This window comes from Bombella favorum (genome assembly GCF_014048475.1).
Classification (GTDB): Bacteria; Pseudomonadota; Alphaproteobacteria; order Acetobacterales; family Acetobacteraceae; genus Bombella; species Bombella favorum.
In genome coordinates this window covers 202483-214128 of the sequence record NZ_NWUS01000003.1, presented here as the reverse complement: position 1 = coordinate 214128, position 11646 = coordinate 202483, and the positions used below count along the sequence as shown (strand labels likewise).

Here is an 11646-nt window from a genome sequence, read left to right as displayed (position 1 = left end):
ACATGGCAAAGAAGGCATCCCCCTCCTCTCGCAAACTTGGCCGGGGTCTGGCGGCTCTTCTGGGGGATCAGGCCCCCAATCTGGCCCGTGTTGGTGCCCCACAGGGGGAGGTCCATGCTCCATCCCAGCCGGGGAGTTTGGGGGTGGACTTACTGGCCCCCAGCCCTTTCCAGCCTCGCCGCGATATGAATGAGGATCGCCTTGCGGAACTTGCGGATTCCATCCGCTCCCGTGGGGTGATTCAGCCTATTCTTGTCCGGCCGGACCCCGAGCAGAAGGGGCGGTATCAGATCATCGCTGGTGAACGCCGCTGGCGGGCTTCCCAGAAAGCGGGCCTGCATGAAGTGCCGGTTTATATCCGTCAGCTTGATGATACGGATGCGATGGCGGCCGCTATGGTTGAGAACCTCCAGCGGTCGGACCTGAACCCCGTTGAAGAGGCAATGGGCCTGCAAAGGCTGTTACAGGATTATAGTCTGACGCAGGAGGAACTTGCCGGGGCGATTGGCAAGTCCCGTTCGCACATCACCAATACCATGCGCCTTTTGAACTTGCCGGAGGCGGTTTTGGTCCAGTTGCGGGATGGTGGGCTGAGTGCTGGTCATGCCCGTGCTTTGCTTGGCCACCCCGACCCGGTAGCTGGTATGGCGGAGGTGCTGGCAAAGGGGTTGAATGTCCGTCAGACAGAAGACCTTGTGGCCCGTCTGAACAAGGCTGCCAGTGAGGATAAGGTCGCTGCGGCCCCTGCCCCGGAGATCACCCGGTTGGAGGAAGACCTTTCTGCCCGTTTTGGCCTGAAAACGCAGATCCGGTTTAACGGAAAAAGTGGCTCATTGAAGATCAATTATTCATCTTTGGAGCAGTTTGAGGCTCTGATGGCCCGTCTGACCGGGTAAGGCTAATTTTTTTGATGAAATGTTTAAAATCCTCTTGTCAGGTTTGATAAGGGCTGATAGATAACCATCCATCGGTTACCGATTGTGGGCACATAGCTCAGTTGGTAGAGCAGCTGACTCTTAATCAGCGGGTCCTAGGTTCGAGCCCTAGTGTGCCCACCACAATCGGCCGATTTCCCCTGAAAAAATATGAATAACTTTTCGGATGCAAGCGGCAGAACACCCGCTGTGTGCTCTTTGTCGGAAAGAAAATGATCCCCTTTCTCTTAAAAACTGTTCTGTCTGCCGTACTTGTGGCCTCTATCGCTACGGTGGCCCGTCGTTTGCCGGCTCTGGGAGCCCTTATTGCGTCCCTGCCACTCGTGTCTGTTCTGGGGATGATCTTCCTCTGGGCCGAGAAACCAGACCGTGAGCTGATGGCTACTCATAGTGAGGCGACTTTCTGGTACGTTTTGCCATCCTTGCCTATGTTTTTATTAATTCCGTTTTTATTGCGGCGCGGCTGGCCCTTTTGGGGTAGTCTGGCGGCTGGTTGTGTGCTGACTATTCTGCTTTATCTTGTCGTGGTCTGGTGTGCTCGTCGGTATGGAGTGGCATTGTAAGTCCTTAACCAGGGCATAATGAATAATATGTTTTCAATTGAAATAAATGGATGAATATTGGTATTTTGCGCTATTTAATTTCTTTGTTTCTATCGGCCTTCTATTTGTTAGCCGTATCAATGGGACTGATGTCCTGAGGGGGCTATATGTCCTTTTTAGTTTTCTTCCTAGTATAGCTGCTGGGGTACGGCGGTTACATGATACAGACCGTTCCGGCTGGTGGCTTTTATTGCCTATCGTGAATATCATCTTTCTCTGTTTGCCGGGGACGCCGGGGGACAACAGGTTTGGCCCGCAGCCGGGTGATGATAGAGCCTGAGAGATAGGTCTTTAATAAGTGTTGCTGGATGGCTGGTAGCTTTACAGGTGCCAGCCATTTTTTATGGTCGTAAGTGTTTCGGGATGATGACGTGTTCCAACATGTTAAACTTATAGGCCTTTTGTAATTTGTTAGGGCGAACTCGGGTGCTATCTGCTTCTGCCATATTGCTGTGAAGTGCTTTGTGTTGGCTGATGAAGGTCAGGGAGGAAGATACAGGGCACTTTATGCGGGCGGCCTTACCATAAGTCTGTTATGGACAGGCAGGACAGGATAGGATGGCAGCGTCAGGAAAGATGAGAGTGCTATGCGTGTAAGCGAGTTCAAGCCTCGGTCGGTCGCAGGGCGGCATCAGCCGGTGATAGCCTTGGTCGGGTGCGATGGAAGTGGGAAATCCACCGTGGGGACGGCCCTGCTGGCGTTGTTGCAGGCCGAGCGGCCAACAGCGTTCTGCCATCTGGGCAAGCAGGCAGGTAATTTGGAGCGGACGCTAGCCCCCCTCCCCCTTATCGGCCCGTATGTGACAGGTAAGGCTAAGAAAGAGAACAGCAAGATACAGTCCGGCAAAAAGGCCGGTGTGTTGGCAGCTGTGTCGGGGTTTGTGCTGTCCATGCGGCGGGTGCTGCGTTACGGGCTGATGCGGTATAAGCATGAGCAGGGCATGACGATACTGACAGACCGCTACCCGCAGAATAGCGTTCCCGGACCTATGGACGGCCCTACTTTGGCGAATTTGAACCGCGATGGTGTTTTGTTCCGGCTCTTTAGCGGGGTGGAACGGACGCTATATGCACGGATGGCTCGGTTCAGGCCGGATGTCGTCATACGGCTTAATGTTGATCTGGAAACAGCCTTACGGCGTAAGCCTGATCATGTGGCCTTTAAGTTGGCCCGTAAGATTGATGACCTTTCAAGGCTAGATTTTGCAGGGGCTCCCATTGTTGATATTGATGCGACCGACCCTCTGGAGCAAGTATTGGCTCAGGCTGAGGAGGCGGTCCGCAAGGTACTGGCGCTTTATCCCCAAGCCGATCAGGCTGGAAGCCCTCATAGTGGCGGACAGGCTGGTCGTGCGGGTAGGTTAGTGTCGCTTGTTGGCTGTGATGGATCCGGGAAATCCAGCATCAGCCAATATCTGGTTCAGCATTTTTCCGAAACACGACCGGCTGTCTATGGGTATCTTGGCCTTGGCTCTGGTGATCTCGGGCGGCGGATCGGCACCCTGCCCTTCATCGGTGCTGCATTGGAAAAGAAGCTGAACAAAAAGGCCAAGAAGGCCCGGACCAAAGGCGAAAAAATGCCGGGCTTTCTGACAGGACTTGTTCTGTTTTCTTTTTCTTTGGTGCGGTTGAAGCGTTTTTGGCGGGTTAAGCGAGCTGTGGAGAAGGGCTTTCTTGTCGTGACGGATCGTTATCCGCAGATGGAAGTCCCCGGCCAGTGTGATGGCCCTGGTCTTTCAGCGGCATATAGCCATAATCCGCTGATCCGTTTTCTGGCATGGTTGGAGCGTGGCATTTACCGCAAAATTGCGGCCTTTAAGCCCGATCTGGTCATTCGGTTGAATGTGGATGCGGAGACGGCACATAGCCGTAAACCGGATCATGATCTGGAGGCTCTGCGGATCAAAGCGGAGCTTATGCCGCAGTTGAATTTTAATCATGCACCGTTGGTTGAGGTCGACGCTCGGCAGTCCTACGAGGCTGTGCAGCAGGAAGTACTCTATCTGCTGGAAAAATACGGGCTTGTCTGAAGGGCGGGTTTTATCTGTTGCACCGGGCTGGCCAAAGTTGCCAGCCCGGTTTTTTTATTGTTTAACGAGGGCAGCGTTTCAAGAAAGCCTGAAGCCTTTGGGGGATCTCCTCTGGTGATTGGAAGCGGTCCCGCCGGTAATCTTGCGTTCCCTCCAGTTTTTTCTCAATCAACCCATCATGGAAATCGCCCATCAGGCCGTTGATCGTAGCTAGATATTCAGAAAGCTGGTCTAGCTTTTGTGAGGGGCGGATTGTGCGTAATGTATCATTGAAGGCCACACGGCGGCTGATGATTTTACGCATGACATGGAATTCATGGCCTGTTGTGGCATCCAGCGTGCGGATCAGCTTTGCCAGTTTGGCATTTTCTTTTTTCTGATAAGCAATGATTCCGGCTGTATTGTCCTCTTTCCATAGGGCGATCGGTGCTGCGATGAGCCAGTAATAAGCCGGTGATAGAGCCACCCAGAGGATGAGGCCGTTAGTCAGGGTTGCCCGCCTCTGATGGTTTTTAAAGGCATCCTGCATATTGCCCATGACGATGGTAATGAGATGCAGCAGGATCGGATAGCGGTGATGTCGGGTAAAGTTAGCACAGGCAAAGCGCATATGTTTGAACTTGGCTCGTGCATATTTGAAGGCCAGTTGTTCGTCTTCACTGGCCTTGCCCGAAAGGGCAATCTTCAGGATAAGGCGGCGGAAGGCCTTGCGGTCCACACCATGCTCCAGAAGCTGCCAGCAGAGATTATAGCCATCTTTGATCTCGGCCATGTCACAGGTCGGTAGAACATCGTCCGGCAGTGGCGTGTCAGGATGAGGAACATCATCAAGAAGGACATGCTCAAAGACGGTATCCAGCATCTTCTGTGGGAAAGCCGGTGTACTGCGGCGGCTGGCAGAAGGGCGGAAGGGGAAGATGGGCATGGGTTTGGCTCGTCTCCTGATGAGGTTTAGCTGCCTGATGCAGTAGGCAGGTTGCTATTTTGGCGGGTTTCTCTTTCGTGCGGGAGGATAATTTTATTCCGGCGCAGATAGGTCATACCCATCATGACGAATGTGGTCATGGTAGCAAAGAATATGCCAAGAGCATAGGCAAGCCCTGCGCCGTTCAGGCCATAATGATGGCCCATATAGATGAGCAGCGGGACATACAGAATGACGGAAACAAGCTGTGCCAGCATGATGTAATGGGAGCGTCCGGCTGTGTAGAGGACGCCCTCCATAGGCAGACCAGCGGTGAAGAAGACTAGCGATGGCGACATCCACATCATCAGGGTGGCTGCATCACCAAAGCGGTGGCCGAACATGCTGATGACAGGCTTCCCGCCCACATAGACCACCAACATAGCCAGCAGCCCTAACGCACCGGAAAGAACACTTGTCCGCAGGGCTAGCTTCCAGGGAGCGGAGGTCCGTGGGTTCATGAGAACAACTTCTGGATAATAGCTTTTTTCTAGAAGCTTGGCAGGCCGCTGGACAGCATCCAGAAATTCCATTGATAGAGAATAGAGACCCGCAGCCGATGTGCTGACAATCTTACCAACGAGCAGTTTACTGATCGGCTCCCAGACTGTTTCCAGAATGGTAGTGATGCTGGCTGTCCAGACGAAGCTCCACATGCCTTCGGGCATTTGTCGGGCTGCCTTCATGATGCTGGGGCGGAGCCCTTTTAGTAGATCATGGCGTTTCAGCTCGAGCAGGGCCGTGCCCCAGAGATAGAGTTGCCCGGCAAGGAGGGCTAGATACCAAGCGATGACAAACCCGGTTAACTTGGTACCGCTCAACAAGGCGAACAGACAGCCAATAGCACGGACTGTCGGCGTGATGAGCTGCTGGCGTGAGACGAGGTCTATGCGGTCGAAAAGCCGGAGGATCCCATAGGCCGCCGTACTGCCCATACCGGGGATCAATGTGCAGTAGAGCAGCACCAGCAGGGTAGGTTTATCATGGATGCCCAGCGTCTTGCCCAGGCAGAGAAAGGCCGCCATACCAAAGATCATGGAGACAAGCCCGGCACAGATATCCAAACCTATGGCCAGGCTGATACTGGTCTGGACAGTTTGCCGTTCGCCTTTCTGCCAGGGGACGGCAGCATAATGCAGGACGATCTGCCAGCTTTGGAACTGGCCGACAGCTGCTACGGTTTCGATATAGGAGGCGATCAGGGTTAGGACACCGAAGTCATGGGGGTGTAGTGCCCGCCCGGTCATGACCAGGGCAGCAAGGCCTACCATGGCCCCGATCAGTTTGGTTGAACCCAGCTTCCCCGCATTTTTTAGAACAACGCGGAACAGATCATCCTTAAACCATTCCTTCATTCTGCGAACTCTTGGAAGTCAGGAAGTTCGTTGATGGCGACTACCCTCCAATATCCAGCAATATGCTCGATGATGCTCAGGGAAAGATTCTGGATGCAGAGGCGCAGTGCGGTGTCCACAGGGATGTCGAGGCAATGGGACAGTGCCATACGGATTGCCCCGCCATGGCTGAGGACGATCATGTCCTGTCCCGTATTTTGTTGGGCGTAACTATCCAGTGCCTGACCGATACGCTGGCGGACATCCATCATACTCTCTCCCCCTGGGGGGCGTTCATCCGCAGCGATGGACCAGAAAGGGGGGGCTGGCTTTTTGAGCAAGGCAGGGAACGTGTCATGAGGGGTGCCGTTCCACTCTCCTATGGATTGCTCAATAAAAGCGGGGTCTATTTCCATAGGGGCAGAGAAATTCCCAGCTTTTTGGATGGTCAGCCCGGTTTTGCGAGCCCGCTGGAGGGGGGAGGAAAACCAGAGTGCCTGGCGAGGCAGACGGCGGGCCAGTGCTTTATAAGCAGGCTGCTGGTTGCTGAGATGCCGGGGGCAAAGGGGCACATCTAGCGTGCCATACATGGTCTGTCGTGCCGTCTTTTCCACAATAGCATGACGCACCAACCAAAAGCGTGTCACCCCGGTGGGGAGGCTTGGTCCATCCAGAAAATGTTCCTGAGGGTCTGGCATGGCGGGGTGCGTCACGGAAAAATCTCTCAAACAGGTCAAAAGGCCATTATCAGCCTGCCGGGACAGGAATGATGGACCGATCATAATTTCATGATAAGGGCGCATAGCGGGGAAAGGAACCGCTCTCAAGGAGAAGTTTTATAATTTGTGGTAACTGTCATCCTTTTGGGAGTGTTCATTCCGTTCTAAAGTCAGGCCGGATATCTGATGGTCATGAGGGAGACAGACAGAGATGAAAATTTCAGCAGGACCGGTCACGGCACCGTCTTTCTGGTACAAGCTGTTTCGGACTGTCTGGCCGAAGAGCGATAATGAGGTGTTCGTACTGGATGGCAAATGGGTGATCCTATTTCATGTCGTTGTTGTGGCTATCCTCGTTATCTTTCATTTAATTTTGATGAATCTTACGGATTTTTGATGGGGGTAGTTTTCCCTTCATAAGGGCACAGGCCAACAGGTAAAGACCGACCCCGCCCAGACTGATCCAGAATGGCAGCGGAATGTTACTATACCATGAAAGGATCAGCCCACCCCATGAGAGCAGGAGCGCACCCAGTACGGAGCAGACTATCCCTCGGAAGGGAGAGAGTTCTAACTTTAGGGCGGCAGAGGCAGGGCCGATCATCAGGCTGAAACAGAGCAACGCCCCGGCGATTTCCGCACAGGCAGCGGCAGCAAGGGCGGCGAGGAGAAGAAAGAGCTGCCCTAGTCGGGTTGATGAGAGGCCCTGCGCCTCTGCGAGGCTAGGACAGAGGCTGATGAAAAGCAGAGGCCGCCAAAGAAGGGCCACCCCAGCGAGGCAGGCTGCCACTAGCCCTGCAAGCAGGCCCAGTGTTGGGCCATCCAGCCCCAGAACATCACCAAAAAGCAGTGTCGTTGTCTGGGACGATGCTTCATTGGCCTCGTGCAGACACCAGATGCCAATACCCAGACTGGCGGCCAGAATGAGCCCAGTCATCGTATCTCGTTGGGCGGGATGTCCCCTGCCCTGCTGCTCCCGTCCCATAAAGAAGCCGCCCGCCATGCTGGCCGCTACCATGCCCACTAGTGGAGGAAAGTGCAGCCACACAGCCGCTGCCGCCCCGCTGAAGCCAATATGAGGTAGAGCGTGGGCAGCAAAGGCCTGCCGCCGTAGTAGCATGAGCCATCCTAAACTACCGCCCAGTAGAGAGACCAGAAAACACCCTAGAAAAGCATGTTGCATGAAAGGGAAGGTAAAGAGGCCGGGTTCAGACATGCAGCGTGCCTTCCTTCAGGGTGATCTCCCGTATGGGCAGTGGGAGGTTTTTTGTCTTCAGGGGGCCATGAGCCGTGATGAGCAGGTTTGTCCCGTTTCGCTGGTGCAGTCGGGCAAAGAGCTGAAGCAGGGCTTCGTGGCTTTTAGGGTCCAGCGCAGCGAAAGGTTCATCAAGGATGAGTAGGTCTGGGGCGTTGGCGAGAGTCTGTGCTAGTGCCACCCGCTGCCGCTCCCCGCCGGAAAGAACGCCAAGTGGCTTGCCGGCGAGAGAAAGAGCCCCGGTCTCCTCAAGAAGGGCCTTCGCTTTCTGGCGGGTTCTGTTGGGGAGAGGAATCCCCCAATGTGTCCCCTTCAGGCAGGCCATAACATGACTGATAACGGGTAACATGGGGGCTGTATCATCGGCTTTCTGGGGCATGTAGCCACAATGCTGACGGGCTTTAACGGGGGGCCGCCCATTGATGAGAAGTTGCCCGCTTCGTAGAGGAAGCAGCCCCATGAGAGCCCGGAGGAAGCAGGTTTTCCCAGCCCCGTTATGGCCACGCAATATGGTCAGCCCTTCCAGAGGAAGGTCTAGCGTAGCGTGGTGTAGGATGGAGTGCCTGCCAACCTGAAGGCTGACGCCCCGGCAGGAAAGATAGGCTCCTTTCATGGCTGGGATTGGGTGGGGGCAGCTTGGGGGGCTGTCTGTTTCAGGGCCTCTTCAAGTGATGTGAGAATGGTGTTCAGCCAGTCCTGCCAGTGCTGCTTAGCGGGGAGGCTCTCCCCAATGGCGATGAGAGGAATACCCGCCTGCCGGGCCATGTCTTCCACTCTGCTAGCCTGAGGGGCGCTGATGGCCGGGTTGTAGACCATAAAGCGGATGGTTTTCCGTTGGATGGCGGTTTCTAGCTGGGCGGTATCATACGGAGCGAGGCCGGATTCATTCATCAAGGCCCGTGCCCAGCTCTGGTCTGTCATTTCCAGCCCTGCGGCTAGAAGGAGACGTGCACCAGCGGGTTCAGTCATGGCGAAAGGCGTACCGTGATGTGATAGACTGATGGTCTGGAGACGTTCGGAGATCAGGTCGATTTGTTTTTCGAATAGAGCGAGGCGGTTGCTGATGTCCTGATGGTTTTGTGGTGTCCTCGCTATAAGCCATGTGGCGATCTGCTGGGCTGTTTTCCGCACGGTGGGGAGGTCGAAAAAGAGATGTGGGTCATCCCCTGCCAGCCAGCCCGTGTGGTCCGCAGCCATGAAGAGCGTTACAGAAGGCGGTAGAAGTTTTGCTGCCCAGTCATCATAGTTTGCTCCATTGAGCAGCACCGCATCACTTACAGCTAGCTGCCGGGCCATCAGCGGGGACGGCTGAAGATGGTGGGGGTCTAACCCTTCACTGGTGATGAGGGCGTGTGTCCGTAACGCCGGGCCACCGATCTGCTGGGCAACGTCGCACCATACAGGTTCCACGCAGGTCAGCAGCGGAGGAGCCTGCTCCTGCCCTGCTCCGGTTTCGGCAAGGACTGGGCGGGGTAGCAGACCTGCTATCAGCAGCAGAAGGAAGGACAGGTAGGCGAAGGGGCGCAACAGGGACATGAGAGACTTTCAAGCCGTAAGCAGAGGTAATGTTATATAATAACATCCCCATCACCTGCAAAGGAACGCCCGTTCTACCCCAAGGGTAGGAACCTTTTATCGGATGCTATGGCCGTCAGTGGTGTGCTGGCGTATGTTAGGTGTTGCTCCTCAATAAGCATACGGTGTTGGTGCTATGACTGAATTATTGTCAGAACAACCTCATGATCTTCGTAGGATCGATATCTCACCGGATTATTGGTACCCCGTTGCCTGGTCGGAGGACCTCAAAGCTGGGCGGGCTATAGGCCGCAATTTTAGTGGGCAGCCTGTCGTACTCGTCCGCCCAAAGAGAGGGCCGGTCTATGCGTTGGAAGATAAATGCGCCCATCGACAGGTGCCCCTTAGTGAGGGCGTTGTAGAAGGTGGGACTATTAAATGCGGCTATCACGGCTGGGCTTATAGTCGGACAGGGGATTGCGAGGATATTCCCTATCTGGGCAAGGATGAAAACCAGAAGCGTATCCCGAACTGTGTACGACCCTACCCTTGTATCGAAGCAGGTGGGATGATTTTCATTTTTCCCGGCGACCCAGAGAAAGCACGAACAACCCCGTTGCCAGAGCTGGCACAGGTGGGGAACAGGGCCTTCAAAACCCGGCGTTTCGATCCATCTGTGAAGTGCCATTACACCTTCATGCACGAGAACCTGATGGACATGAATCATCAGTTCCTGCACCGGCGGCAGATGGGCAAGATTAGAGCCCGCTATCTGGGGGGTGATCAGGGGGAAGGTTATGTAGAAGCCCGCTATAGCTTCGCCCGTGTGGGCAGCGAGGGCCAGCCACTGGCGGAACGGCTGATTTTTGGCAAACATAAATATGACCCCAACAAGCCCCAGCCTGTGGAAGAGGTCGTGACCATCCGTACGTCATATCCATATCAGAGCCTGCATATCCACGATAAGGATGGCGACCTGATCATGCAGCTTTTTGCTGTCTATGTGCCCGATAGTGGTGATGGGCAGAGCTGCCAGACTTTCGGGCTGTTGTCTGTCTTACGACCAAAGGTGCCGTTTGTGCTGGACCTCATCTGGCCGGTGCTGGGGGTGTTCACTAACCGCATCTTCCATGAGGATAAGGACATCGTGGAGATGGAGCAGAAGGCATGGAACATGCAGGGTGGGGATCAAAATATTGAGGTTTTCCCCATCGTTAAAAAACTACGCCATCTGCTGCGCTCTGGTGGTGTTCCCCATAAGGAAGTGCTTCAGGAGAGGGCCGCTCAGCATGCCTGATAGGGGTGGAGAGGCGCTTCCGTTAGTGGTGGCCTCTCCTGCCTTATTTATAGCCGAAGAGATGGCGGAGATCGTCACTGAGATGCTGGAAGGCATCCTCGTTGCTGCGCCGCCGTCTGTTGCCTTTTTCGGAGATGACCGTGACCGTTGCAGTCATGCCAGCGGCAAGGTTGAGGTCCGGCGGAATGGTATCCAGGCTGATGCGGACAGGGATACGCTGGGCCAGCCGCACCCATGTATAGACAGGGTCCACCATGGGGAGGCCAAGGGTGTTGGTCAGGGCATTTTTACTGGCGATACCACGGGTGATGCTGCTTACATGCCCATATAGTGGTGTGTGATAGCCCATTAGGTCCATGCGGACTGGGTCGCCGATACTAAGGTCATGGACTTTCACTTCCTCAAAATACCCATCTACCCAGAATGAATTTGTGTCGATGACATGAATGTTCACCTGCCCCGCAGAGGCGAAGTCACCCGGTCTCATAGTCAGGTTAGTGATGATGCCATCTATGGAGCTGCGAACAGTTGTGCGGTCCAGATTGATTTGAGCCTGTTTGCGCTGGGCCAGTGCCGTATTGTAAATGGCTCTAGCTTGCTGGGCTAATGCCTCATATTGCGTCTTTTCTTCCTGCGAGACAGCCGTGCCGGGAATGGCATGGCGCCACCGGGCCTGATTCAGGCGGAAGTCGAGGTCTGCCTTGGCCTTGTTTACATCCGCATCGGCCTTTTCAAGGGCGACCTGATAGTCGAATGGGTCGATGACATAAAGCACATCCCCGGCATGGACTTGCTGGTTGTCATGCACTGGCACGGTGAGTATCTGCCCGGAAACACGGGGGGCAATATTGGCTACCTGAACACGGACCTGCCCGTTACGGGTCCAGGGGGCGGCGGTGTAATAATCCCAGAGGACAACAGCTACAAACCCAGCCACGCAAAGGATGGAGGCCGTGACAGAAAAACGGATGAGGCGATAGGCACGGGTAAACACT

General features: G+C 54.8%; 13 protein-coding genes and 1 tRNA gene. 7 read left to right on the top strand and 7 right to left on the bottom strand.

Features of this window, described 5'->3' with window-relative positions; all coding sequences use genetic code 11:
• Nucleotides 1-2: 2 nt before the first annotated feature.
• From CPA57_RS07945 to CPA57_RS08975, 5 genes are all read left to right on the top strand, one after another.
• Nucleotides 3-896, top strand: a complete 894-nt coding sequence (locus CPA57_RS07945) for a ParB/RepB/Spo0J family partition protein (RefSeq protein ID WP_182082260.1) — start codon at nt 3-5, stop codon at nt 894-896.
• An 86-nt stretch (nt 897-982) separates the two neighbouring features.
• Nucleotides 983-1058 (top strand) — tRNA-Lys (locus tag CPA57_RS07940).
• A gap of 89 nt (nt 1059-1147) precedes the next feature.
• On the top strand, nt 1148-1498 hold the full coding sequence (locus CPA57_RS07935) for a DUF3147 family protein (protein ID WP_182082259.1): 351 nt from the start codon (nt 1148-1150) through the stop codon (nt 1496-1498).
• A 46-nt stretch (nt 1499-1544) separates the two neighbouring features.
• Nucleotides 1545-1817 (top strand): DUF805 domain-containing protein, encoded by a 273-nt coding sequence (locus CPA57_RS09075; RefSeq protein WP_182082258.1) that lies wholly within the window; start codon nt 1545-1547, stop codon nt 1815-1817.
• Nucleotides 1818-2124: 307 nt separating this feature from the next.
• Entirely contained in the window at nt 2125-3567 is a 1443-nt protein-coding gene (locus tag CPA57_RS08975; RefSeq protein WP_229709345.1) for a nucleoside/nucleotide kinase family protein, read from the top strand.
• 61 nt (nt 3568-3628) lie between these two features.
• Here CPA57_RS08975 and CPA57_RS07920 read toward each other — a convergent pair whose 3' ends face one another.
• The 3 genes from CPA57_RS07920 to CPA57_RS07910 are packed head-to-tail and all read right to left on the bottom strand — an operon-like array spanning nt 3629 to nt 6647.
• On the bottom strand, nt 3629-4492 hold the full coding sequence (locus CPA57_RS07920; protein WP_182082257.1) for a hypothetical protein: 864 nt from the start codon (nt 4490-4492) through the stop codon (nt 3629-3631).
• Nucleotides 4493-4518: 26 nt separating this feature from the next.
• Nucleotides 4519-5886, bottom strand: a complete 1368-nt coding sequence (locus CPA57_RS07915) for a lipopolysaccharide biosynthesis protein (protein ID WP_182082256.1) — start codon at nt 5884-5886, stop codon at nt 4519-4521.
• The gene (locus tag CPA57_RS07910; RefSeq protein WP_326831376.1) at nt 5883-6647 is read right to left on the bottom strand and encodes a histidine phosphatase family protein; all 765 of its coding nucleotides are present in this window, start codon (nt 6645-6647) and stop codon (nt 5883-5885) included. The genes CPA57_RS07915 and CPA57_RS07910 overlap by 4 nt, the downstream gene beginning before the upstream one ends.
• A 148-nt stretch (nt 6648-6795) precedes the next feature.
• Between CPA57_RS07910 and CPA57_RS07905 the strand changes: the two genes are divergently transcribed.
• Nucleotides 6796-6981: a hypothetical protein gene (locus CPA57_RS07905; protein WP_182082255.1), complete on the top strand. Its 186-nt coding sequence runs from the start codon at nt 6796-6798 to the stop codon at nt 6979-6981.
• Here the strand turns inward: CPA57_RS07905 and CPA57_RS07900 are convergent.
• The 3 genes from CPA57_RS07900 to CPA57_RS07890 are packed head-to-tail and all read right to left on the bottom strand — an operon-like array spanning nt 6952 to nt 9375.
• Nucleotides 6952-7800: a metal ABC transporter permease gene (locus CPA57_RS07900; RefSeq protein WP_182082254.1), complete on the bottom strand. Its 849-nt coding sequence runs from the start codon at nt 7798-7800 to the stop codon at nt 6952-6954. The two genes, CPA57_RS07905 and CPA57_RS07900, sit on opposite strands and share 30 nt — an antisense overlap.
• The gene (locus CPA57_RS07895) at nt 7793-8452 is read right to left on the bottom strand and encodes a metal ABC transporter ATP-binding protein (protein ID WP_182082253.1); all 660 of its coding nucleotides are present in this window, start codon (nt 8450-8452) and stop codon (nt 7793-7795) included. The genes CPA57_RS07900 and CPA57_RS07895 overlap by 8 nt, the downstream gene beginning before the upstream one ends.
• The gene (locus tag CPA57_RS07890) at nt 8449-9375 is read right to left on the bottom strand and encodes a metal ABC transporter solute-binding protein, Zn/Mn family (RefSeq protein WP_182082252.1); all 927 of its coding nucleotides are present in this window, start codon (nt 9373-9375) and stop codon (nt 8449-8451) included. Before CPA57_RS07890 ends, CPA57_RS07895 begins: the two co-directional genes overlap by 4 nt.
• Before the next feature lie 175 nt (nt 9376-9550).
• On the opposite strand from CPA57_RS07890, the gene CPA57_RS07885 reads away from it, so the two are divergent.
• Nucleotides 9551-10651 (top strand): aromatic ring-hydroxylating oxygenase subunit alpha, encoded by a 1101-nt coding sequence (locus tag CPA57_RS07885; RefSeq protein WP_182082251.1) that lies wholly within the window; start codon nt 9551-9553, stop codon nt 10649-10651.
• A gap of 43 nt (nt 10652-10694) precedes the next feature.
• Here the strand turns inward: CPA57_RS07885 and CPA57_RS07880 are convergent, their stop codons facing one another.
• Nucleotides 10695-11645: an efflux RND transporter periplasmic adaptor subunit gene (locus tag CPA57_RS07880; RefSeq protein ID WP_077396836.1), complete on the bottom strand. Its 951-nt coding sequence runs from the start codon at nt 11643-11645 to the stop codon at nt 10695-10697.
• Between the last annotated feature and the right edge of the window lies 1 nt (nt 11646).

What these genes read in the sequence shown, in the direction of transcription:
- CPA57_RS07890 (WP_182082252.1), bottom strand. Translation starts at nt 9,375, where the DNA reads ATGTCCCTGTTGCGCCCCTTCGCCTACCTGTCCTTCCTTCTGCTGCTG.
- CPA57_RS08975 (WP_229709345.1), top strand. Translation starts at nt 2,125, where the DNA reads ATGCGTGTAAGCGAGTTCAAGCCTCGGTCGGTCGCAGGGCGGCATCAG.
- CPA57_RS07920 (WP_182082257.1), bottom strand. Translation starts at nt 4,492, where the DNA reads ATGCCCATCTTCCCCTTCCGCCCTTCTGCCAGCCGCCGCAGTACACCG.
- CPA57_RS07895 (WP_182082253.1), bottom strand. Translation starts at nt 8,452, where the DNA reads ATGAAAGGAGCCTATCTTTCCTGCCGGGGCGTCAGCCTTCAGGTTGGC.
- CPA57_RS07935 (WP_182082259.1), top strand. Translation starts at nt 1,148, where the DNA reads ATGATCCCCTTTCTCTTAAAAACTGTTCTGTCTGCCGTACTTGTGGCC.
- CPA57_RS07945 (WP_182082260.1), top strand. Translation starts at nt 3, where the DNA reads ATGGCAAAGAAGGCATCCCCCTCCTCTCGCAAACTTGGCCGGGGTCTG.
- CPA57_RS07905 (WP_182082255.1), top strand. Translation starts at nt 6,796, where the DNA reads ATGAAAATTTCAGCAGGACCGGTCACGGCACCGTCTTTCTGGTACAAG.
- CPA57_RS09075 (WP_182082258.1), top strand. Translation starts at nt 1,545, where the DNA reads ATGGATGAATATTGGTATTTTGCGCTATTTAATTTCTTTGTTTCTATC.
- CPA57_RS07915 (WP_182082256.1), bottom strand. Translation starts at nt 5,886, where the DNA reads ATGAAGGAATGGTTTAAGGATGATCTGTTCCGCGTTGTTCTAAAAAAT.
- CPA57_RS07910 (WP_326831376.1), bottom strand. Translation starts at nt 6,647, where the DNA reads ATGATCGGTCCATCATTCCTGTCCCGGCAGGCTGATAATGGCCTTTTG.
- CPA57_RS07900 (WP_182082254.1), bottom strand. Translation starts at nt 7,800, where the DNA reads ATGTCTGAACCCGGCCTCTTTACCTTCCCTTTCATGCAACATGCTTTT.
- CPA57_RS07885 (WP_182082251.1), top strand. Translation starts at nt 9,551, where the DNA reads ATGACTGAATTATTGTCAGAACAACCTCATGATCTTCGTAGGATCGAT.